Annotated in this window: 22 protein-coding genes; 12 read left to right on the top strand and 10 right to left on the bottom strand. The window is 73.7% G+C overall.

Features of this window, described 5'->3' with window-relative positions; genetic code table 11:
* Positions 1–119: 119 nt before the first annotated feature.
* Positions 120–2,246, bottom strand: coding sequence for a SpoIIE family protein phosphatase (locus tag O7601_RS16190; protein ID WP_281561968.1), 2,127 nt, complete (start codon positions 2,244–2,246; stop codon positions 120–122).
* 188 nt (positions 2,247–2,434) lie between these two features.
* Here O7601_RS16190 and O7601_RS16195 point away from each other — a divergent pair, with 188 nt between their 5' ends.
* Complete coding sequence (locus O7601_RS16195) at positions 2,435–3,295, top strand: hypothetical protein (RefSeq protein WP_281561969.1); 861 nt, start codon at positions 2,435–2,437, stop codon at positions 3,293–3,295.
* Between the two features lie 69 nt (positions 3,296–3,364).
* On the opposite strand, the gene O7601_RS16200 is transcribed toward O7601_RS16195, so the two are convergent.
* Positions 3,365–3,739 carry a DUF6401 family natural product biosynthesis protein gene (locus tag O7601_RS16200; protein ID WP_281561970.1) on the bottom strand — a complete coding sequence of 125 codons (375 nt, stop codon included), beginning with the start codon at positions 3,737–3,739 and terminating at the stop codon, positions 3,365–3,367.
* Positions 3,740–3,898: 159 nt separating this feature from the next.
* On the opposite strand from O7601_RS16200, the gene O7601_RS16205 reads away from it, so the two are divergent.
* Positions 3,899–4,345: a hypothetical protein gene (locus O7601_RS16205; RefSeq protein WP_281561971.1), complete on the top strand. Its 447-nt coding sequence runs from the start codon at positions 3,899–3,901 to the stop codon at positions 4,343–4,345.
* A gap of 55 nt (positions 4,346–4,400) precedes the next feature.
* On the opposite strand, the gene O7601_RS16210 is transcribed toward O7601_RS16205, so the two are convergent.
* The 5 genes from O7601_RS16210 to O7601_RS16230 form a co-directional block, all read right to left on the bottom strand.
* The gene (locus O7601_RS16210; RefSeq protein WP_281561972.1) at positions 4,401–4,721 is read right to left on the bottom strand and encodes a hypothetical protein; all 321 of its coding nucleotides are present in this window, start codon (positions 4,719–4,721) and stop codon (positions 4,401–4,403) included.
* A gap of 70 nt (positions 4,722–4,791) precedes the next feature.
* Positions 4,792–5,049 (bottom strand): hypothetical protein, encoded by a 258-nt coding sequence (locus tag O7601_RS16215; RefSeq protein WP_099846597.1) that lies wholly within the window; start codon positions 5,047–5,049, stop codon positions 4,792–4,794.
* Positions 5,050–5,188: 139 nt separating this feature from the next.
* Positions 5,189–5,650 carry an SRPBCC family protein gene (locus tag O7601_RS16220; protein ID WP_281561973.1) on the bottom strand — a complete coding sequence of 154 codons (462 nt, stop codon included), beginning with the start codon at positions 5,648–5,650 and terminating at the stop codon, positions 5,189–5,191.
* A gap of 48 nt (positions 5,651–5,698) precedes the next feature.
* Positions 5,699–6,115, bottom strand: coding sequence for a DUF2795 domain-containing protein (locus O7601_RS16225; protein WP_281561974.1), 417 nt, complete (start codon positions 6,113–6,115; stop codon positions 5,699–5,701).
* A 38-nt stretch (positions 6,116–6,153) separates the two neighbouring features.
* Positions 6,154–7,137: a YihY/virulence factor BrkB family protein gene (locus O7601_RS16230; RefSeq protein ID WP_281561975.1), complete on the bottom strand. Its 984-nt coding sequence runs from the start codon at positions 7,135–7,137 to the stop codon at positions 6,154–6,156.
* Between the two features lie 140 nt (positions 7,138–7,277).
* On the opposite strand from O7601_RS16230, the gene O7601_RS16235 reads away from it, so the two are divergent.
* A complete protein-coding gene (locus O7601_RS16235; protein ID WP_281561976.1) occupies positions 7,278–7,679 on the top strand; it encodes a ChaB family protein in 402 nt (133 codons plus the stop codon).
* Between the two features lie 116 nt (positions 7,680–7,795).
* Here O7601_RS16235 and O7601_RS16240 read toward each other — a convergent pair whose 3' ends face one another.
* Positions 7,796–9,229 carry an aldehyde dehydrogenase family protein gene (locus O7601_RS16240; RefSeq protein ID WP_281561977.1) on the bottom strand — a complete coding sequence of 478 codons (1,434 nt, stop codon included), beginning with the start codon at positions 9,227–9,229 and terminating at the stop codon, positions 7,796–7,798.
* 72 nt (positions 9,230–9,301) lie between these two features.
* Between O7601_RS16240 and O7601_RS16245 the strand changes: the two genes are divergently transcribed.
* Positions 9,302–10,912 (top strand): NAD(P)/FAD-dependent oxidoreductase, encoded by a 1,611-nt coding sequence (locus O7601_RS16245; RefSeq protein WP_281566944.1) that lies wholly within the window; start codon positions 9,302–9,304, stop codon positions 10,910–10,912.
* A gap of 16 nt (positions 10,913–10,928) precedes the next feature.
* On the opposite strand, the gene O7601_RS16250 is transcribed toward O7601_RS16245, so the two are convergent.
* On the bottom strand, positions 10,929–11,696 hold the full coding sequence (locus O7601_RS16250; RefSeq protein WP_281561978.1) for a polyprenol monophosphomannose synthase: 768 nt from the start codon (positions 11,694–11,696) through the stop codon (positions 10,929–10,931).
* Positions 11,697–12,067: 371 nt separating this feature from the next.
* Here O7601_RS16250 and O7601_RS16255 point away from each other — a divergent pair, with 371 nt between their 5' ends.
* The 8 genes from O7601_RS16255 to O7601_RS16290 are packed head-to-tail and all read left to right on the top strand — an operon-like array spanning position 12,068 to position 20,644.
* Complete coding sequence (locus tag O7601_RS16255; protein ID WP_281561979.1) at positions 12,068–13,768, top strand: HAD-IIIA family hydrolase; 1,701 nt, start codon at positions 12,068–12,070, stop codon at positions 13,766–13,768.
* Positions 13,765–14,736, top strand: coding sequence for a glycosyltransferase (locus O7601_RS16260; RefSeq protein ID WP_281561980.1), 972 nt, complete (start codon positions 13,765–13,767; stop codon positions 14,734–14,736). The genes O7601_RS16255 and O7601_RS16260 overlap by 4 nt, the downstream gene beginning before the upstream one ends.
* A complete protein-coding gene (locus tag O7601_RS16265) occupies positions 14,727–15,944 on the top strand; it encodes a glycosyltransferase (RefSeq protein ID WP_281561981.1) in 1,218 nt (405 codons plus the stop codon). Before O7601_RS16260 ends, O7601_RS16265 begins: the two co-directional genes overlap by 10 nt.
* On the top strand, positions 15,944–16,597 hold the full coding sequence (locus O7601_RS16270) for an SIS domain-containing protein (RefSeq protein WP_281561982.1): 654 nt from the start codon (positions 15,944–15,946) through the stop codon (positions 16,595–16,597). Before O7601_RS16265 ends, O7601_RS16270 begins: the two co-directional genes overlap by 1 nt.
* A 10-nt stretch (positions 16,598–16,607) precedes the next feature.
* Positions 16,608–18,035, top strand: a complete 1,428-nt coding sequence (locus tag O7601_RS16275; RefSeq protein ID WP_348650202.1) for a PfkB family carbohydrate kinase — start codon at positions 16,608–16,610, stop codon at positions 18,033–18,035.
* Positions 18,032–18,727, top strand: a complete 696-nt coding sequence (locus O7601_RS16280) for an SDR family oxidoreductase (protein WP_281561983.1) — start codon at positions 18,032–18,034, stop codon at positions 18,725–18,727. The genes O7601_RS16275 and O7601_RS16280 overlap by 4 nt, the downstream gene beginning before the upstream one ends.
* On the top strand, positions 18,724–19,677 hold the full coding sequence (locus O7601_RS16285; protein WP_281561984.1) for a glycosyltransferase family 9 protein: 954 nt from the start codon (positions 18,724–18,726) through the stop codon (positions 19,675–19,677). The genes O7601_RS16280 and O7601_RS16285 overlap by 4 nt, the downstream gene beginning before the upstream one ends.
* Positions 19,661–20,644, top strand: a complete 984-nt coding sequence (locus tag O7601_RS16290; RefSeq protein WP_281561985.1) for a DNA topoisomerase IB — start codon at positions 19,661–19,663, stop codon at positions 20,642–20,644. Before O7601_RS16285 ends, O7601_RS16290 begins: the two co-directional genes overlap by 17 nt.
* 9 nt (positions 20,645–20,653) lie before the next feature.
* Here the strand turns inward: O7601_RS16290 and O7601_RS16295 are convergent, their stop codons facing one another.
* The gene (locus tag O7601_RS16295; protein WP_281561986.1) at positions 20,654–21,487 is read right to left on the bottom strand and encodes a TetR/AcrR family transcriptional regulator; all 834 of its coding nucleotides are present in this window, start codon (positions 21,485–21,487) and stop codon (positions 20,654–20,656) included.
* Positions 21,488–21,513: the final 26 nt, after the last annotated feature.

Raw genomic sequence — 21,513 nt, forward strand, 5'->3', positions numbered from 1 at the left:
TCCGCAGCACGCGGACAGATGGCGCACAACGTGCCCCGGCCGAGGTCGCGGTAATCCGGGAAGATTTGCGGCGCCGGTGCCAGCCGTACCCCGAGTGGCCTGGATCGTCGGCCGGGTGCTCAGGCGGGTGGGAGCAGGATCTCGAACCAGACAGTCGAGCCGCGGACGGTGGGGTCGGTCCCCCAGGCGTCGCTCAGCTCCTCGATCAGACCCAACCCGCGTCCCCGGCTGCTCAGCGTCTCCGTGCGCGCCCGGGTCACCGTGCCCCGGGAACCTGAGTCGGCCACCGACACGAGCAGGCGCTCCGGGCTGAGATCGACCTCCACCCGGGCCGCCGTGCCGGCGTGCAGCAACGCGTTGGTGGTCAGCTCGCTGGCGCACAGCACCGCCGCACCGATCACCGACTCCGCGACCTCCCACTCGCTGAGCTGGGCGGTCATCCAGTGCCGTACCCGGCTCGGCGCGGTCGGCTCGGCGGGCACCTCCATCCGGGCCGACCGGCTCGGCCGCACCGCGTACTCGACGGCGAGCACCGCCACGTCGTCCTCGGTCGCGCCCGGCACGGCGGCGGAGGCCACCGCGCACAACGACCTCGGGTCGCCGCTGGGCGCTCCGGCCACCGACTCCGCCAGGCGTTCCAGGCCCTCCGACAACCCGTGCCGGCGTCGTTCCACCACACCGTCGCTGAACAGCAGCAGCGTGTCGCCGGGCGAGAACGCGATGGTACGCGTCGCCGCCCGGTAGCCGATCCCCAACGGGGCACCGGAGGGCACATCGACGTACTCGGCCCTCGGCTCACCCGCCGGCCCACAGCGACGCACCAGCGGTGCCGGATGGCCGGCGCTGGCCAGGGTCAGTTCCTCCCGGCCAATGTCGATGACGCCGAACGCCACGGTGACGAACAACTCGTACGTGCCGGCCTCGGCACCGAGGCTGCCCACCAGCCGATCGAGCCCGGCGAGCACCTGATCCGGGCGGGGGTCGTTGAGCGCCAGCGCACGTAGCGCGGCGCGTACCTGGCCCATCCGAGCGGCGGCCTGCACGTCGTGGCCCGCGACGTCGCCGAGGACCACCCCCAGGTCGCCGGTGGGCAGCACGAACGCGTCGTAGAAGTCCCCGCCCGCGGCGTTGCCGTCGACCCCCGGGTCGTACCGCGCGGCGATCCGCAGGCGGGGCAGGACCGGCAGATTCTCCGGCAGCATGCTGCGTTGCAGCAGTTGGGCGGTGCCGTGCTGGGTCTCGAAGCGGCGTGCCCGCTCGGTGGCCTGCCCGACCAGCTCGGCCGTGGCCGCCAGCAGTGCCCGCTCCGCCGCCGACCACGGATGCGCCGAGCGGTAACCGACGGTCAGCGCTCCCCGCACCACGGACGCCCGCAGCGGTACTGCGGCCAGGGCTCGGATCTTCTGGTCGTGCCGGTCCGCCGCGATCTCGTGCAGGGGCTGGCCGTCGTCGATGAAGCTGGCCTGGCCGGTGCGGGCACTCACCACCGCCGGCGCCGACCAGCCGGCCGGGCCGCGCCGCCACAGCGGAGGGAGGCGTTCGTCCGCCTCGTCCACCAACTCGCCCCGGACCCGCCGCACCATTCGCCACCCGGTGCCGCCGCCCCCGTCGTCCACCGCGAAGGAGACCCGGTCGGCGTCGAACGAGGTGATCGCGTAGCGCAACGCGACCCGGGCCACGTCGTCCAGGGTGAGCGTGCCGGCGAGCGTCGCGGCGAATTCGCTGAGGCCCTGCAACTGGCGGGTGGCCGGACTGGTCTCGGCCACCACGGACAGCACGCCGACGACGTGGCCGTGGCTGTCCCGCACCGGCGAGCAGGCGCGGGTGTAGACGGGTTGGTCGAGGGTGACGGCGGCATGCAGCGGGAGCGGAATCTCCCGGTCCAGGACGGGCACACCGGTGCGATAGGTCTGCTCGACGATGTCACCGACGCCGGGGCGGTGCCAGACCTCGGCGAAGACCTCGGCGGGAGGACGGCCGATGGCGTCCGGGTGCCGGTCGCCGATCAGGCCGGCGTACGCGTCGTTGTACAGCAGCAGCAACTCCGCGCCGAGGTGCAGGGCCATCGGGGCCGGAGAGGCGAGCACCACCTCGACGGTCGCCCGGACGGCGGGATCCCACGACTCGTACGGGCCGAGCGCCGTGGCACCCCAGCGGGGGTGGCCGGCGACGGTCGTGGCGCCCGGCGCCGGCGTGCCCGGCAGCGGGCCTGATGGCGTGGGTACTCGCCCGACCGTTCCTGGCATGAACGCAGCCTAGTCCGCCCGCTCGAACCGCGTTCCCGATCATCGGCCGGGCGCGCCGGACCAGGACATCAGAGCAGGTCAGAGCCACTCCGGTGGGGTGTGTCCAGAAAAAGGGGGTGATCGGAGCGGCGTGCTGGCCGGGGGATGGGGTAAGCGCGCGGGGCAATCCATGCGACAGGAGGGACGTCATGCCGGAAACCCTCGCGGCCAGGCAGGTTGACATCGGTGACGCCGCGGCCGACATGTGGAGGTCGGTGCTGCTGTTCGTGCCCCGGGCCATCGCGTTCATCGCGATTCTCGTGGTCGGATGGCTCATCGCCAGAGCCGTGCTCAAGATCGTGGATACGGTCCTGGAACGGGTGGGGTTCGACCGGTGGGTCGAACGGGGCGGTATCAAGCGTGCGTTGGAGCGGACGCGGTACGACGCCAGTGACATCCTGGCGAGGCTCGCGTACTACGCGGTGCTGCTGTTCACCCTTCAGTTCGCCTTCGGCGTCTGGGGGCCGAACGCGATCAGCGATCTGATCGCGGGCGTGGTGGCGTGGCTGCCCCGGGCGTTCGTCGCGATCGTCATCGTGGTGGTGGCCGCCGCGATCGCCAACGCGGTGCGGGATCTCGTCACCGGGGCGCTCGGCGGGCTGTCGTACGGCCGCTTCCTGGCCGACGTGACGGCGATCTTCATCCTCGCCCTGGGTGTCATCGCGGCGCTCAACCAGGTGGGTATCGCCACCACCGTCACCCAGCCCGTGCTGATCGCGGTGCTCGCCACGGTGGCCGGCATCCTGATCGTCGGCGTCGGTGGCGGTTTGGTGCGACCGATGCAGAACCGCTGGGAAGGCTGGCTCACCCGAGCGGCCGAGGAGTCGCGGGCGATCCGGGATCAGCGGCAGGGTGCCGAGGCCGGTCGCAGTGACATGCAGCGGCAGATGGCCGACCGGCCCGGTGCCGCCCAGCCGGCCGCCCGGGGTTCGGAGTCCTCGATGGCTGGGGGACGGGGCACCTACCAGTCCGGCAACGCCGGCGACGAGACCCAGCAGTTCCGTCCGTGACGGTAATTCGGTCGCGTTACCGGTCGCGCTGGGACGGGTGTCCGCCGCAAGGTGGGCACCCGTCCCGTCTCACAGCGGTGGCGGCTGCGGGGCCGGCGTGTCCAACGCGGCCGTCAGCGCGCAGACCGCGAGCAGGCGCAGCGTCACCCAGTCCGCCTCCGCCCAGTCGATCGGGGCATCGGCCGGTTGCCAGCCGTACTCCTCGGCGGCGACCCGTACGCCGTCGGCGTAGCCGGCGAGGGCCGCCGCGGTCAACGGCCGTCGGTCCCCACGCAGGCTGTCACGCACCGAGGCGGCGTGCTGGTCGACGGCGGCGAGCAGCCCCGGCAAGGTGGAGGCGGCGGCGAGCCCGTCCAGCCCCACAGCGTTGGCGAGCGTGACCAGACTGGACCGGGCCCAGTCGACGGCGGTGGGGGAGACGACCCGGTTCGACGGCACGCGCATGGGGAACGAATGTAGCCAACCCGCGACGCCGCGACCTCGGCCGCTCGGACGGTCCGGGTGCCCACGGCGGTGTCCGGCAGGTGTCCGGGGGGATCGAGTCGGGCGCGGCGGACGGCGGGGAAGCGGACGCCACGGCACGACCGGCACCAGGAGGCACGGATGGACACCACCGACGGACCCGACGAGCAGCACCGGCGTCCGGCCGGAGTGAGCGATGACACGGTGGCCGCCCTCGGCAAGCTCAGCGAGGCGCTGGAGTGCGTGGAACGCGCCCGTGGCCATCTCTACTCGCTGCACCAGCTCATCGGGCACGCCGATCTGATGCTCGACGAGGCGGTGCGGATGTTCCGCGACGCCGGGCACCCGGGCATCGCCGACCGGATCGCCGACGAACTGGTGGGCCGCAACGTCATCGCCGGTAGGTGGACGTTCCAGATCGTCGAGGACTTCGACGACGGCTACCACGCGGTGTTCCGCGACCTGGACCGGTCGGCCCGCGACCAGCTGGTCGGCGGCCGACGGCACCTCTACGAGGCGGAGATGAAGGAGCGCCGCCGGACACCCGGGCGTCCGGGCCACGAGGCGCGCCCGGCCGGTGGACCATGAACCTCGGCCCGGCCGACGCGGGCTGTCCCACCCGGCGGGTGACCTCGGGTGACCCCTACTCGGCGGAGGACGCGTCCGCCGGACGGCGCCGCGCGGCGTCGTCGGCGATGATCACGGTCGCCACCATCAGCGCGACACAGAGGCTGAACAGCCACGAGCTGTCGTCGACCAGCCTGGCGGAGACGGGTGCCTGCACTGCGGCGAGGAGAAAACCGAGCCATGCCAGGCGGCGCTGACGCGTGGAGAGGAAGCCGGAGCCCTGATGCATTCCGAAAGTCTTGCGCGCGACGCGGCCGTTGCCGTCAGCCGAACGGCCGATTCTGGCTGAGCTGTCCGAATTCACCGCCCGTTCGGCTGAGGTGTTTCCGCTGCCCACGCTCGCGTCCGGTCGTGAATGTAGCGATCCGGGTGCCTCCCGGGTCGCGGTGCGAGATCCGGCGACGGCGTCAGAGAGTGTCCGGGCCGGTGCGCCCGGTGGTGGAGGGGCGGTAGGCGCGGTCCGGGTCGGTGGGCTCGCGTCCCGTGCCGGGCACCTCGCCGCCCCGGTCGGCCGCCTCGGGGCCGTGCCCGAAGGCGGCTTCCTCCCCGGCGTCGTTACCGGTCACGTCGTCGGCCTGCCCGTCGAGCGTGGACCGGGCGACGGCCCGGTCCAGTTCCTCCAGCGGAAGTCGTTCCTCATTGCGCCACGCCCTGTCGTCGGTCATGCCATCGCGGTACCCCCGCCCGGTCGTCGCAAACGGCGCGTCCGGTCCGGCGTGATCGTTAGGCAGGCGGGAGGCATCCGGTGCATGCGTCGACGGCCGCCGGAAGTACCCGGCGGCCGTCGACGGTTTCAGCGCGGAATCACGGCTGCGGACGGTCGACCTGACCGCGCCACGCGCCGGTCTCCTGGCCACGCCGCTCGATGAACGTCTTGAACCGCTGCAGGTCACCCTTGGCCCGGCGGTCGACCACGCCGAGCTTGTCGCCGGCTTGTTCGATGACGCCGTGCGGGTCGAACTCCAACTGGAGGGTGACCCGGCTGCTGTTCTCGTCCAGCCGGTGGAAGGTGACCACCCCGGAGTGCTGGGTGCCGCCGGTCGAGCGCCACGCCACCCGCTCGTCGGGCAACTGCTCGGTGATCTCGGCGTCGAACTCCCGCTTCACCCCGGCGATCTCCACGGTCCAGTGGGTCATCGTGTCCGAGACCTGGCGAATCTCCTGCACGCCCTCCATGAACTGTGGAAACTCCTCGAACTGGGTCCACTGGTCGTACGCCGTCCGCACCGGGACGGCCACGTCGACATGCTCCGTTACGCCGCTCATCAGCATCCTTCCCTGCACTTGGTGAGGCTTGCGGACCGGTCGGTCCACCTACCAGCGCGTCGTCTCGTTGGTGTGGCCGAGCGCCGCCCACACCTCGGACACCGTCTGGTACCGGGTGTCCTCGGGCAGCCGCTCCAGCGCGGCCAGTACGTCGTCGGGGGCCTCGTTTGCACGGGCGTTGGCGAGCAGTGCGGCCCGGTCACCGGGCAGGGCGTTCATCGTGATGAACCGCCCCAACCGGCTGCGGGCCTCGACGTCCTCGGAGGTCATGCCCTGGGGAGCGCCGCTGCGCAGGTCGCCGGCCGGCGCCGTGGTCGGCTCCGGCTGGTCCTCTCCCGCGGGCTCCGGGACGCGGAACTCGTCGACCCGCGATCCGCCGGTCCCCGGCCCCTGCACGAGGCCGCTGACCTCCTGGCTCATCTGCTCGTCGACCCTCGGTGAGTGCTTGCTGCTGCCGCGATCCATGTCTTCTGCGCTACCCGACGGCACGGGTGGTAAACCGCTCAGCGGTCACCACCGGCCGGCGACCGTGGTGGCAGGATCGGCTCCTCGGCGTCCTCCCGGCCGGACTGCAGCCGCCGCCCCCGCTGGAGCTCGGCGTTGATCTGGACGCCGAGCATCAGCGCGGAGTTGGACAGGTAGAGCCAGACCAGGAACGCGATCACCGCCCCGAGGCTGCCGTACGTCGTGTCGTACGAGTCGAAGTTCGCCACGTACAACCCGAAGCCGAAGGAGCCGAGCGCCCAGGTGGTCAGCGCCACCGCCCCGCCCAGGGTGAGCCAGCGGAAACGCGGCTGACGCACGTTCGGCGCGACCCAGAACAGCAGGGACATCAACAGCATCGCGATCAGCGCCAGCGCCGGCCACTTGGCCACCGCCCACGCGGTGCGGGCCGCGCCGCCCGCCCCCACCAGGTCACCGATCGCGTCGGCGACCGGGCCGCTGACGATCAGACCGGCGGCCACGGTGGCGAGCAACACCAGCGAAAGGGCGGCCAGTCCGATCTGCAACGGGCGCAACTTCCACACCGGCCGTCCCTCGACGACGCCGTAGATCGCGTTCGAGGCCCGGGTGAACGAGGCGATGAAGTTCGAGGCCGACCAGAGCGCACCGAGCAGACCGAAGCTGAGCAACACCCCGGCGGAGCTGTTCTGGTCCAACACCTCGCGGACCACGCCGACGAAGCTCTCGTTCGCCACCACCGAGCCGGCGCCCACGTCGCGGGCCAGATCGAGCACCGTGTCGACGGTGCGTTCACCGTCGGACACCAGCCCGACCAGGGCCACCACCACGACAGTCGAGGGGAACAGCGCCAGCACCCCGTAGTAGGTGAGCGCGGCGGCCCAGTCCGTGCAGTTGTCCCGCAGGTAGTTGCGCCCGGCCCGGACCAGCACGCCACGCCAGGTCTGCCAGCGCAGCTGGCGGATCCCCGGTAGGCGTGGCACCGGCGGATCGGTCGACGGGGCGTCGGGGTTCGTCGTCGTCATGACCGCTCCCTGGGCACTGTGGGCACCATAGCTGGTTCCGCCGGTACCCGACCCGCTCTCGCCACAAACGCCGCCGGCGTTTGCCGGGACGTCGCCCGGGTACGCCAATCCGAATAGCTCGCACACGGAGGAGGATCGAGATGCCCGGGCGCGAAGTACTGCCCAGCACGCTGCGGCGCTCCCCGGAGAAGGCCCAGCGCACCTGGGAGAAGACACACGACTCTGCGGTCGAGACCTACGGCGAGGGCGAACGGGCGCACCGCACCGCGTTCGCCGCGGTGAAACACGAGTTCGAGAAGGTCGGCGACCACTGGGAACCGAAGGGCCGCAAGGGGCCCAGCGACCAGCAGGCCGCCGGCGGTGGGCCGGCGCGGCGGGCACCGACCGCCGGTGGAGTGGACGCGAACGCCGCCAAGGAACATCTCCTGCGGGTGGCCCGCGAACTGGACGTGTCGGGACGGTCGAGCATGACCAAGCCGGAACTGGTCAAGGCCATTCAGAAGGCCAACGACCGCCAGACCCGCAAGGCCCGCGGCGGCTGAGCCGACGTTGCTCGACCCGCCAGGTGCGCGAGGGGTCGAGCCCCTCGTTGGTCGGCGGCCCGGCCGGCGTACGCGTCGGACCGGGCCCGGCGGCACGTCCGGTCCGGCGCGCCGGATCACCAGTGGCCGCCGCCGGGCGCCTGGATGTGTACCGCCTTGGTGGCGGTGAACTCGTCGAGCAGCTCCGGGCCGTAGCCGAAGCCCTGGCCACTGCCCCGGCGCGGGTGCGCGGCACCGGCCGGCGCGCCGCCGAAGACCGCGTTGACCTTCACGGTCCCCACCGGCAGCTCCCGCCAGGCCCGCTGGGCGTGGCTCATCGACCCGGTCAGCACGGTCGCCGCCAGCCCGTACGGCGAGTCGGCCGCGCACCGCAGCGCCTCGGAGTACGAGTCGACCACCACCACGGCGGCGACCGGGCCGAACGTCTCCTCCCGGATCAACGCCATGTCGTGCCGGCAGCGGTCGACCACCGTGGCCGGGTAGAAGGCGCCCGGCCCCTCCGGCAGGGTGCCGCCGATGCGCAGCCGCGCGCCGTCGGCCACCGCCGCGATCACCTGCCCGTGGACCTGATCGCGATGGCGCCGGTCGACAAGTGGGCCGAGCTGGGTGTCCGGGTCCCGTCCCGGTCCGGCGCGCAGCGCGGCGGCCCGCTCTACCAGCGCGGCCACGAAATCCTCGGCGATGTCGCGGTGGGCGTAGATCCGCTCCACCGCGACGCAGATCTGCCCCGCGTTGGCGAAGGCGCCCAGGGCGGCCTCGCCGGCGGCCCAGCTCGGGTCGACATCGGCGTCGACGATCAGCGGGTCGCTGCCACCGTTCTCCAACAGCACCTTGGCGCCGGTGCCGGCCGCGGCCTCGGCAACCGCCCGGCCGGTGGCGCTGGACCCGACCTGGGCCACCATGTCCACCTCGGCGGCGGCCAACGCCGCGCCGGTCGTCGGACCGCCGCTGAGCAGCGACAGCACCCCGGCCGGCAGGGCGGCGTCGAAGGCGCGGGCCAGCAACCACCCGGTCGCGGGAGTGCGCTCGCTGGGTTTGTGCAGCACCACGTTGCCGGTGACCAGGGCCGCGCCGAGCAACCCGCACGACACGGCGACCGGGTCGTTCCACGGCGTGATGACCGCCACCACACCACGCGGCTGCGGCGTCATGAAGTCGAGCGCGGCGGGGTCGCCGTGCAGGGTACGGCCGCCCCGGGCCGGCGCGAGTTCGGCGTACTGCCGCAGGGTGGCGATGCCCGCCTCGACGCCGCCCCGGGCGTCGGCGAGCGGCTTGCCCATTTCCGCAGTGGTCGCCTGCGCCAGGTCGTCGGCGGCCTCGGCGACCGCGTCGGCGATCCGGTGCAGTGCCGCGGCCCGCTCCGCCGGGGCCGTCGCCGCCCACTCGGACGCCACTCCGCGCGCCGCCGCCACCGCCTTGTCGACCTCGTCGGTCGTGGCGATCGGGGCGCTGGTCACCGGGCCGCCGTCAGCCGGATCGTGCACCGTCAACTCGCCGGCCTCCCCGCCGGCACCCCAGACCCCACCGATGAGCTGCGTGACCGTGTACATGGCGCGCTGCATGCCCGGGGTCGGACGTGGCAAACGTTTCGCCGCAACGACCCGGGGTAGCGTCCACGGATGATGTCGCCAGGCTCTCTCGGTGCCGAGCGGGCCGACGCAGTCGTCGTCGGTGCCGGACACAATGGCCTGGTCGCCGCCAACCTGCTGGCCGACGCGGGTTGGGACGTGTTGGTGCTGGAAGCCACCGGGGCACCCGGCGGGGCGGTGCGCTCGGCCGAGGTGACCGCGCCCGGCTACCTCAGCGACCTCTTCAGCTCGTTCTACCCGATCGGTTACGCCTCGCCGGTGCTGCGCGGGCTCGACCTGACCCGGTACGGGCTCGCCTGGCGGCACGCCCCTGACGTGCTGGCCCACCTGTTTCCCGATGACCGGGCTGCCGTGCTCAACCGGGATCCGGCCGTCACGGCGGCATCGCTGGAGACCTTCGCTCCCGGCGACGGTGCGCGCTGGTTGACCGCGTACGAGCAGTGGCAGCAGGTCGCCGAGCCGATGCTGGAGCTGATCACCACTCCGTTTCCGCCGGTACGCGGCGGCGTCGGCCTGCTACGCCGGCTGCGGGTCGGCGGTGCGCTGCGGCTGGCCCGGCGGCTGGTGTTGCCGGCGAGCCGGCTCGGTGCGGAACTGTTCGCCGGTGCCGGCGGGCCGGCGTTGCTGGCGGGTTGCGCCCTGCACACCGACCTGTCCACCGAGGAGGCCGGCTCCGGTGTCTACGGCTGGCTGCTCGTCATGCTCGGCCAGCAGGTCGGCTGGCCGGTCCCGGCCGGCGGCGCGCAGAAGATCACCGACGCGTTGGTGGCCCGGTTGACCGAGCGGGGCGGCCGGATTGCCTACGGTGCCCGGGTGGACCGGGTCCTGGTCGCCCGAGGTCGGGCGGTGGGCGTCCGCACCGTCGGCGGCACCAACTGGCGGGCCCGTCGGGCGGTGCTCGCCGACGTGCCCGCGCCCGCGCTGTACCTGGATCTGGTCGGCCCCACCGTGCTGCCCCCGCGCCTGGTGGCCGACCTGGAACACTTCCGTTGGGACGGGTCCACGCTGAAGGTGGACTGGGCGCTGTCCGCCCCGATGCCCTGGACGAACCGTCGCCTGTCCACCGTCGGCACGGTGCACCTGGGCGCGGATCTCAACGGGCTGACCGGCTACGCCGCCCGGCTGGCCCTGGGCGAGCTGCCACCGGATCCGTTCCTGCTGGTGGGGCAGATGTCGGTGGCGGACCCGAGTCACTCGCCGACGGGCACCGAGTCGCTCTGGTCGTACACGCACCTGCCGTTTCGTCGGCACTGGCGGGCCGACGACGTCATCGCGCACGTCGAGCGGATGGAGACGGTGCTGGAGGCCGCCGCCCCCGGGTTCCGCAGCCTGGTGGTGGGCCGGCACGTGGCCGGCCCGGCCGAGCTGGAGGAGGCCAACCCCAGTCTGGTCGGCGGCGCGCTGGGCGGCGGCACCGCCGCCCCTTACCAGCAGCTGTTCCTGCGGCCGGTGCCCGGGCTCGGTCGCGCCGACACTCCGGTGGACCGGCTCTTCCTGGCCAGCGCGTCGGCACACCCGGGCGGCGGGGTGCACGGCGCACCCGGCGCGAACGCAGCCCGAGCCGCCCTGGCTCGCGACCGGGCGCTCACCGGTGGGGTGTATCAACGGGCGATCGCCACCGCGCACCGGGCCGTCTACGCCTGAGCGCCGCGCCGAGCGGTCAGGGCTCGATGTTGCGGTGCCGGGTACGGAGCTTGAACGGCATCAGAGCGCTTTCGATCTTGGTGGCGGTGGTCATCTTCGAGGCGCCGTCACGCCGCTCCTCGAACCGGATCGGCACCTCCAGGATGGTGTGCCCCAGCTTGGTGGCCAGGTAGTGCATCTCCACCTGGAAGCTGTAGCCGTTGGACTGCACCCGCTCCAGCCCGATGTCGCGCAGCGCGTCGGCCCGCCAGATCTTGAAACCGGCGGTGAGGTCGCGGATCCGTACCCGCAGCAGCGTGTGCACGTACAGGTTCGCCCAGCCACTGAGCGCCCGCCGGTACAGCGGCCAGTTCTCGTCCAGCTCTCCGCCGGGCACGTAGCGTGACCCGATGACCACGCCGGCCTGAGTGGACAGCAGCGCGCCGAGCATGCCCGGCAGCGCCTCCGGCGGGTGAGACAGGTCGGCGTCCATCTGGGCCACGTACTCGGCGCCGCCGTCGAGGGCCCGGCTGATCCCGTCCACGTACGCCCGGCCCAGACCCTCCTTGCCCGGCCGGTGCACGACCTGCACGCGTTCCGGATGCTCTATGGCGAGCTTGTCCGCGACCTCGCCCGTGCCGTCGGGGGAGTTGTCGTCGGCGACCAGCACCTTCAGGCCGGGCAGTGGCAGCGCGAGGAGACGCTCGACCAGCACCGGCAGGTTGCCGGCCTCGTTGTAGGTCGGGACCACGACGGTCAGGCGCACGTCCCGCCACGGCGAGGGCAACTGGACGGGTTCGATCATGGGGGACATCCTCGGTCTGCGGACAGGGTCACCCGTGAGCGTAGCCACTTGTCCCTTCCGGGGTGAAATGGCTCCCCGACGCCGTGCCCCGCGATCAGTCCGGTTCCTTCAGCCCGGCGGGACGACGCGACCGCCCTCGGTACCCGACGCGTGGCCTCGGCTGACGAGGTGGCCGGGTTAGCTTCTCGGTGACCGCGGGTAAGGCCAACCGCGGGCGGCCGTGCGGGTGCCGTCGGCGCGCGGTGTCCTCGGCCGCGTCGCGGGTGACGTTTACTCATCGGGGCGGCGGGAACCCGCCGCCCGTGCGACAGGACCATGGGGAGCCGGATCACCGCAGGTCAGCAGGGTTGCTGGCCGGAGCCGGCCGGACCATGTCCCGCCCGGCCCTGTTCGACGCGGTCCTGCTCGACCGCGACGGCACCCTGGTCGAGGACGTGCCGTACAACTCGGATCCGGACAAGGTGCGCCCGATGCCGGGTGCCCGCGCGGCCTTGGACCGGCTGCGGGCGGCCGGACTGAAGCTCGCGGTGGTGACCAACCAGTCCGGGCTGGCCCGGGGGCTGTTCACCGAACGGCAGTTGCACCTCGTGCACCGCCGGATCGAGGCGCTGCTCGGCCCGTTCGACTCCTGGCAGGTGTGTCCCCATGACGACGGGGACGGCTGCGCGTGTCGCAAGCCGAGGCCGGGCCTGGTGCACGCGGCAGCCCGGGCGCTCGGCACCGTACCTGCCCGCTGCGCCCTGATCGGTGACATCGGCCGCGACGTCACGGCGGCCCTGGCCGCCGGTGCGGCCGGCGTGCTGGTTCCGACGCCGGTGACCCGCGCCGAGGAGGTGGCGGCGGCCCCGTGGGTGGCCGCGGACCTGGCCACGGCCGTCACGGAGATCCTTCGACGCCAGGCGGCACTGAACCCGGTGGAGCCGATGTCGGGTACGGAGCACCGGTCCGGCGCCACGGGCGTCCGGCGAGCCGGCGTGGGACGCCGAGGTGGCGGTCGCACGGTGCTGGTGGTGCGGTCGGACTCGGCGGGGGACGTGCTGGTGACCGGACCGGGCATCCGGGCGGTCGCCACCGGAGCCGAGCGGGTGGTGCTGCTCTGCGGGCCCCGTGGGCGGGCCGCCGCCGACCTGCTGCCCGGCGTCGACGAGGTGATCGAGCACCGGTTGCCCTGGATCGACCCGGCCCCCGCGCCGGTGGACCCGCAGGAGATGGCCACTCTGGTCGGCCGGCTGGCGGCGGTGGCCGCCGACGAGGCGGTCATCTTCACCTCGTTTCACCAGTCGCCGTTGCCCTTGGCGCTGCTGCTGCGGATGGCAGGGGTGACCCGGATCGCGGCGATCAGCGACGACTACCCGGGCAGCCTGCTGGACGTGCGGCACCGGGTGCCGGTCGGCGTGCCGGAGGCGGAGCGGGCCCTCTCCCTGGCCGCCGCCGCCGGTTACCCGCTCGGTGAGGACGACGAACCGCGCCTGCGGCTGCGGCCGGTTCCGCCGCGACCCGAGGCCGGCGACCCGGGTTACGTGGTGCTGCATCCCGGCTCGGCGGCGCCGGCCCGGGGCTGCCCGCCCGAGCTGGCCGAACGGATCGCCGACGAACTGAGCGCCGCCGGGTACCGGGTGGTGGTGACCGGCGGTCCAGCAGAGCGGGAGCTGACCGCGCGGGTCGCCGGCCGGCACGGCCGGGACCTCGGTGGCCGCACCGGGTTGGCCGAGCTGGCCGGGATCGTGGCCGGGGCCGGCGCGGTGGTGGTCGGCAACACCGGGCCGGCGCACCTGGCCGCCGCGTACGGCGTGCCGGTGGTCAGCCTCTTCGCCCCAACAGTCCCCTTCGGACAGTGGGGGCCGTGGCGGGTGCCGACGGTACGCCTCGGCGACGCCACCGCCGCCTGTCGCGACACCCGGGCCGCCCGGTGTCCGGTACCCGGACATCCCTGCCTCAGCGACATAGAGCCGGACGCCGTGCTCGACGCGCTGCGGCTGCTCGGCGTAACGCCGGACCGGGTGGCCACCGGTCCGGCCGGACCCCGGGCGGCACCCGAGGTGGCCACCGTCGGCGGTGGGGGCGGCCGATGAACATCCTGCTCTGGCACGTGCACGGTTCCTGGACCACCTCGTTCGTGCACGGCAAGCACCGCTACCTGATCCCGGCCACCCCGGACCGGGGACCGTACGGGCTGGGCCGCGCCCGGACGTACACCTGGCCGGAGAGCGCCGCGGAGGTGAGCCCGGAGCAACTGCGCACCGCGGACGTCGACCTGGTGATCCTGCAACGTCCGGAGGAGATCGAGCTGGCCGAGCAGTGGCTCGGCCGCCGGCCCGGCCGGGACCTGCCGGCCGTCTACGTGGAGCACAACACGCCGAAGGACGGCCAGGTCCCCAACAGCCGTCACCCGATGGCCGACCGGGACGACCTGCTCGTCGCCCACGTGACCGCCTTCAACGAGCTGTTCTGGGACACCGGCACCACCCGCACCACTGTCGTCGACCACGGCATCGTGGCGCCCACGACGGCCTGGACCGGCGAACTCGACCGGCTGGCCGTCGTGATCAACGAACCGGTGCGCCGGTGGCGGGTCACCGGCACCGACCTGCTGCCCCGGTTCGCCGAGATCGCCCCGCTGGACGTCTTCGGCATGAAGGTCGCCGGGCTGGCCGAGCACCTCGGTCTGCCGGCCGACCGGTTGACCAGCCACGACGACGTGCCGCAGCACCGGATGCACGCCGAGTTGGCGCGCCGCCGGGCGTACCTGCACCTGTGCCGGTGGACGTCGCTGGGGCTGAGCCTGATCGAGGCGATGACGATGGGCATGCCGGTGGTGGCGCTGGCCACCACCGAGGCGGTGATGGCGGTGCCACCGGGCGGCAACGCCCTCTCCACCCGGGTCGAGGCCCTGCTGACGGCCGCCGCCCGCTTCGTCGCCGAACCGCAGCGGGCGCGCGAGGCCGGCGCCGAGGCCCGCGCCGCCGCTCGTGAACGTTACGGGCTCGACCGTTTCCTCACCGACTGGGACCGGCTGCTGGAGGAGGAAGTATGCGGATAGCGATGATCTCGGAGCACGCCAGCCCGCTCGCCATCCTGGGCGGCGAGGATGCCGGTGGCCAGAACACGCACGTCGCGGAACTCTCCGCCGCGCTCGCCGCCGCCGGGCACGACGTGCGGGTCTACACCCGCCGCGACGCGGTCGACCTACCGGTGACCGTACGCAGCCCGGACGGCTACGACGTGGTGCACGTGCCGGCCGGGCCGGCCGAGCCGGTGGCGAAGGACGCCCTGCTGCCGCACATGCGCCCGTTCGGCGCGTGGCTGATCGACCGCTGGCGGGGCGGGGACTGGACCCCCGAGGTGATCCATGCACACTTCTGGATGAGTGGGCTGGCCGCGCTGGAGGCCGGCCGGCAGACCGGGGTGCCGGTGGTGCAGACGTACCACGCGCTCGGCACGGTGAAGCGTCGCTACCAGGGTGTGCAGGACACCAGCCCGGCCCGGCGGATCGGCTACGAACGCCAGCTGGGCTGTTCGGTCGACCGGGTGATCGCCCAGTGCCGCGACGAGGTCGGTGAGCTGGTCCGGATGGGGGTGCCACGCACGGCGATGACGGTGATCCCGTCCGGTGTCAACCTCGCCACCTTCGCCCCGCTGGGGCCGGCCACCGAGCGGGAGCCCGGGCGGGCCCGGATCCTCACCGTGGGTCGGTTGGTGGAGCGCAAGGGCTTCCAGACGGTGGTACGGGCGATGGCGCACGTGCCCGAGGCCGAGTGCGTGGTGGTCGGCGGTCCACCGGCCGGCCTGCTGGAAACTGACCCGTACGCCCGGCGGTTGCGGGCCCTCGCCGGCAGTTGTGGCGTCGCCGACCGGGTCCGCCTGGTCGGTGCGGTGCCCCGGGAGGAGATGGGCCGCTGGTACCGCTCGGCGGACATCCTGGTCGCCGCGCCCTGGTACGAGCCGTTCGGGCTGACCCCGCTGGAGGCGATGGCGTGCGGGGTGCCGGTGGTGGCCACCTCCGTCGGTGGCCTGCGAGACACGGTGGTCGACGGCGTCACCGGGGACCTGGTGCCGGCGCGCGACCCGCGCGCGCTCGGGGAGGCGCTGCGGGCGCTGCTCGACGACCGGATCCGCCGGTTCGCCTATGCGGGCGCGGCGCGGGCCCGGGCCCGCCGGCACTACTCGTGGGCGGTCACCGCGCAGCGCCTCGCCGAGGTCTACGACGAGGTGGCCGCGGTGCACCGACCGACCCGGGTGGTGGCCTGATGAGTCTGCTCGACGCGCACCTGGCGCACCTGACCGCGGCCCTGCCGCCGTTCCGGCGCTGCGAGCCGCTGCTCGCCCGGTGGGGCGCGGTGCTCGCCCGGCGGCTTACCGACGGCGGCCGGCTGCTCGTCGCCGGCAACGGTGGCAGCGCCGCCGAGGCACAACACCTGACCGCCGAACTGGTCGGCAAGCTCCGTGACGACCGTCAGCCGCTGTCCGCCATCGCGCTGCACGCCGAGACGTCGGCGCTGACCGCGATCGGCAACGACTACGGCTACGAGGAGGTGTTCGCCCGGCAGGTCCGCGCCCACGGCCGACCCGACGACGTGCTGCTGTTGCTGTCCACCAGCGGCGGCAGCGGCAACCTGCTCACCGCCGCCCGGGCCGGTCGGGAGGCGGGCCTGCGCTGCTGGGCGTTCACCGGGCCGGCGCCGAACCCGCTCGCCGAGGCGTGTCACGAGGTGCTCGCTGTGGACTCGCCGGACAGCCAGGTGGTCCAGGAGCTGCACCTGGTCTCCAGCCACCTGCTCTGTGAGTACGTCGAGCAGGCGATGGCGGGTCAGCTGACACCGGCGGCGCCAGCGGCCGGTCCGGTGCGGGCGGGTGTCGAGGTGGTGCTGGACGGCGGTGCCGTCCGGCCGGTGCAGGCGTGAGGAGGCAAGCGTGACGGGACCCGTGGTGGTGGTCGGCGACACCCTGCTCGACCGGGACGTCGAGGGTGTGGTCAACCGGCTCTGTCCGGACTCGCCGGTGCCCGTGCTCGACGAGATCGCGCACGTGGACCGGCCCGGCGGTGCCGGGCTCTCCGCCGTCTTCGCCGCCGCGCAGGGTGCCGAGGTGGTGCTGGTGACCGCGCTCGCCGACGATGCCGGTGGGGCCCGGCTGAGCGTGCTGCTCGCCGCCGCCGGGGTGCAGGTGTATCCGCTGCGGCTGGCCGGCGCGACCCCGGAGAAGATCCGGTTGCGGTCCGGCGGGCGGGTGTTGCTGCGTCATGACCGGGGCGGTGGGGTGGGGGAGCTGGGTGAGCCGGGCGAGGCGGTGCTGCGTCTCCTGGACCGGGCTTCGGTGGTGCTGGTCAGCGACTACGGCCGCGCGGTGGCGCGGCAGCCGGCGCTACGGGAGGCCCTGGCCTCGATCCGTGCCCCGCTGGTGTGGGATCCGCACCCGCGTGGGCCCGCCGCGGTACCCGGGGCGAACCTGGTCACCCCGAACGAGGCGGAGGTGCGGGAGCTGACGGAGGCGCCGGTCGGCGGCACCCGGCTGGCCACCGCCGCCGAGGGGGCGCAGCGGCTGCGGCAGCGGTGGCGCGCCGGGGCGGTCGCGGTGACCCTCGGCGCCGACGGCGCGTTGGTCAGCCACACCGGGTCGACCCCGCTGATGGTGCCGGCTCCGGTGGCCGCCGAGGGGGACACCTGCGGCGCGGGCGATCGGTTCGCCGTGGCCGCCAGCCTCGCCCTGGCTCGTGGCGCGCTGGTCTCGGAGGCGGTGCAGGAGGCGGTGGCGGAGGCCTCGGCGTACGTGGCGGACGGTGGGGTGGCGACGGCGTTGCCGACGCCGGTGCGGCGTGCCCCGCAGGCGGTGCACGCCGCAGTCGCCGGTGACCGGGTCGGGGTGGCCGCGTCCGCCGCCGTGGTCGCCCGGGTCCGCGCCGCCGGCGGCACGGTCGTCGCCACCGGGGGCTGCTTCGACCTGCTGCACGCCGGCCACGTGGCGACGTTGCAGGCCGCCCGGCAGCTCGGCGACTGCCTGATCGTGTGCCTCAACTCCGACGCCAGCGTCACCGGCCTCAAGGGGCCGGACCGGCCGGTGATGCGCCAGGACGACCGAAGTCGCCTGTTGGCCGCCCTGAGTTGTGTCGACGCGGTAATGATCTTCGACGAGCCGACTCCGGAGGCGGCGCTGTCCTGGCTACGCCCAGATGTCTGGGTCAAGGGCGGGGACTACGGCGGTGGCGGTGACGGCGACGGCCTGCCGGAGGCGGAGATCCTGCGTCGGTGGGGCGGTAACACGGTGGTGGTGCCCTACCTGGACGGGCGCTCCACCACCGAGATCATCGCCGCGACAGCCACCCGGGCGGAGGTTGTCCGGTGAGCGCGCCGGCCACCGGGCGCACGGTGCTGGTCACCGGCGGCGCCAGCGGACTGGGCGCGGCCGTGGTGGCGGCGGTGGCCGCCGCCGGTGGTCGGCCGCTGGTGCTGGACCGGCAGGCACCGGTGAACGGGGTGCCCTGGGTGGAGTGCGACCTGGCCGACACCCGCAGTGCCGAGGCGGCCACCCGCGAGTTGGCCCAACGCGTGGGCGGCCTGGACGCCGTGGTCACCGCCGCCGGCATCGACGTACCCGGTCGGCTCGCCGACGTGCCCGGCGAGACCTGGGACCGGATCGTCGCCGTCGACCTGCTGGCGACGGCTGCGGTGATCCGGGCCGCGCTGCCGTTCCTGACGGCGTCGCGGGGCACCGTCGTGACGGTGGCCTCCACCCTCGGCATCAAGGCGGTCAGCGACGCGACGGCGTACTGCGCGGCGAAGTTCGGGGTGGTCGGCTTCACCCGGGCGCTCGCCGCCGAACTGGCCGGCACGGTCGGTGTCACGCTGCTCATCCCGGGCGGGATGCGGACGGCCTTCTTCGACGAACGCGACCCGCAGTACCGCCCGGGCGCGGACGCCATCCTCAACGACCCGGCCGACACCGCCGCCGCGATCATGTTCGCCCTGTCCCAGCCGGCCGGCTGCGCGATCCGCGAGATGGTGGTCTGCGCCGATCAGGAGGCGTCGTACCCGTGATCCTGGCGCTGCGGGCCCTCGGCGTCGGTGACCTCGCCACGGCGGTCCCGGCGTTGCGGGCGTTGCGGGCGGCATACCCGGACCAGCAACTGGTGCTCGCCGCGCCGGCCTGGCTGGGGCCGCTGGTCGAGCTGGTCGGCGGGGTGGACCGGCTGCTGCCCACCGACGGCCTGAACCGGCTGGACCGGCCCGCCGCGCGGGTGGAGGTGGCGGTCAACCTGCACGGCCGGGGCCCATTGTCGCACCGGCTGTTGGCCGCCGTCCGCCCTGGCCGGCTGCTAGCCTTCGCCAACGCCGAGGCGTCGCACGCCGACGGGCCGGAGTGGGACGACGACGAGCACGAGGTGCGGCGCTGGTGCCGGCTGCTGCGGGGGTACGGGGTTCCGGCCGACCCGGCCGACCTGGACCTGCGCCGGCCGGAGCCGAACCGGGCTGCCGGCGGTGTCACCGTGCTGCATCCCGGCTCGAAGGAGCCGGCCAAGCGCTGGCCGGCCGACCGGTACGCGACCCTGGCCCGGGAGCTGGCCGGACGGGGGCACCGGGTGGTGTTGACCGGCAGCGCCTCGGAGCGGGCCGGTGTCACGCGCATCGCCCACCAGGCCGGGCTGCCGGCCGCTGCGGTGCTGGCCGGCCGGACGGACCTGGCCCAACTCGCCGCCCTGATCGCCGGGGCGCGCCTGGTGGTCAGCGGGGACACCGGGGTGGCGCATCTGGCCACCGGCTACCGCACCCCGTCGGTGGTGCTGTTCGGCCCGGTTTCGCCGGCTCGTTGGGGTCCGCCGCCCGAGCGCCGACGGCACCGGGCGCTCTGGGCCGGCGCACGGGCATGGCCGGCGTGGGACGGGGTAGGTGACCATCCCACGATGGTCGCCCTCGCTGTGGACGAGGTGCTGGCCGCCGTCGACGAGGTGGAGTGGACGGTGCGGGTGGACCGTGCGGTTGCGGCGTAGCGATCCGGGCCGGCCAGGGTACCGGCGACGCCGGCGGGGCAGCGGCTGGTCGTTCCTGGACCCGCGCGGCGAGCCGGTACGCGACCCCGACGAGTTGACCAGGTTGCGTGCTCTGGTCATCCCGCCGGCCTGGCGGGACGTGTGGATCTCGCCGTATCCGAACGGGCACATCCAGGCCATCGGCGTCGACGCGGCCGGCCGCAAGCAGTACCTCTACCACCCGCTGTGGCGACAGCGGCAGGACGAGGCGAAGTTCGACCACGTGTTGGAGGTCGCCGGCCGGCTGCCGCTGCTGCGCGAGCGGGTCGGTCACGACCTGGCGGTACGGGGGCTGCGCCGCGAGCGGGTGCTGGCGACGGTGACCCGGCTGCTCGACATGGGCACCTTCCGGGTCGGCAGCGACCAGTACGCGGCGGGCGACGACCCGACGTTCGGGGTGGCGACCCTGCGCCCCGAGCACGCCCGGCTCCGCCGGGGTTGTGTGCTGTTCGAGTTCCCGGCCAAGGGCGGCATCGAGCAGGCCCGGCTGATCTCCGACCCCCAGTTGTGCCGGGTACTGACCGACCTGCGCCGACGGCGGCGGACGGCCGACCGGTTGTTCGGTTACTGGGACGGCCGGCAGTGGCGGGACGTACGGGCCGACGAGGTCAACGACTACCTCCGCGAGGCCAGCGGCGGCGAGATGACCGCGAAGGATTTCCGCACCTGGCACGCGACGGTACGGGCGGCGACGGAACTGGCCGCGGTGACCTCCGCCCGGTCGGTCACCGCTCGCCGCCGGGCGGTGGCAGCGGTGATGCGACAGGTGGCGGAGCTGCTCGGCAACACACCGACGGTGGCGCGCGCCTCGTACGTGGATCCGAGGGTGGTGGATCTTTTTCACGACGGTGTGGTGGTTCCGGTGACCGAGGCTGTCTCTGCCGAGCAGGCCGAACGGGCGGTGCTGACCCTGCTGGCGCGGGCCTGACCGAGGGCCTCAGCCAGCGTGGGGTGGACCGCCGCCATCCGACGGGCCGGCAGTGCGGGCCGGATCAGCAGCGTGCGCCGGATCAGCATCGTGGGACGGGCCGGCGGACCGGCTTTCGATCATGGCCGCCACGCCGTCGAGGATCCGGCCCAGCCCGAACCGCCATTCGAGGTCGACGTCGTCGTCGTATGCATCGCCCTCGGTCAACAGCTCGTGGATTGCCGGGTAGGGGCCGGGCGCGGTGAGCACGGCGAGGTGCTGCCAGTAACGCAGGCCCACCTCTTCCGGTGTCCGACCGGTCCGGGCGGCGGCCTCGGCGATGTCGGCGGTGAGCGTGGCCCAGCTGCGGGCGTACCCACCGACCAGCATGATCGTGGAGATCCGCTCGGAGGCGCGCAGCCCGGTGCCGCGTAGCGCGGCTAGCCCGTACTCCAGCCAGCGCACCTGGTTCGGGTTGATCGGCGGGCCGCTGATCGGCACGTGCCGAATCCAGGGCTGTCGGCGCAACGCGGCGACGTTCCCCTCACCCCATCGGGACAGTGCCGGTCGCCAGCCCTCGTCGACCCCGCGCGCACGTGGCGGCGGGCCGTACGCGGTGTCCACCATGAGGTCGAGCAGGTCGTGCTTGGTCGGCACGTACCGGTACAGCGACATCGTCGCCACGCCGAGTTCGTTGGCCACCCGGCTCATCGACACCGCCGCCAGCCCTTCGGCCTGGGCGATCTGGATGCCGGCGGCGACCACCTGCTCCAGGCTGAGGCTGCGCTTCGGGCCACGGCTCGGGCGGTCGCGCAGCCCCCAGGCGAGCGCGACGTTCTCGGGCAGCTCGACGTCTTCGCCCACTCCACCTCCCAGGCCGGCGTTGACCG

Source organism: Verrucosispora sp. WMMD573, from assembly GCF_027497175.1.
GTDB lineage: Bacteria > Actinomycetota > Actinomycetes > Mycobacteriales > Micromonosporaceae > Micromonospora.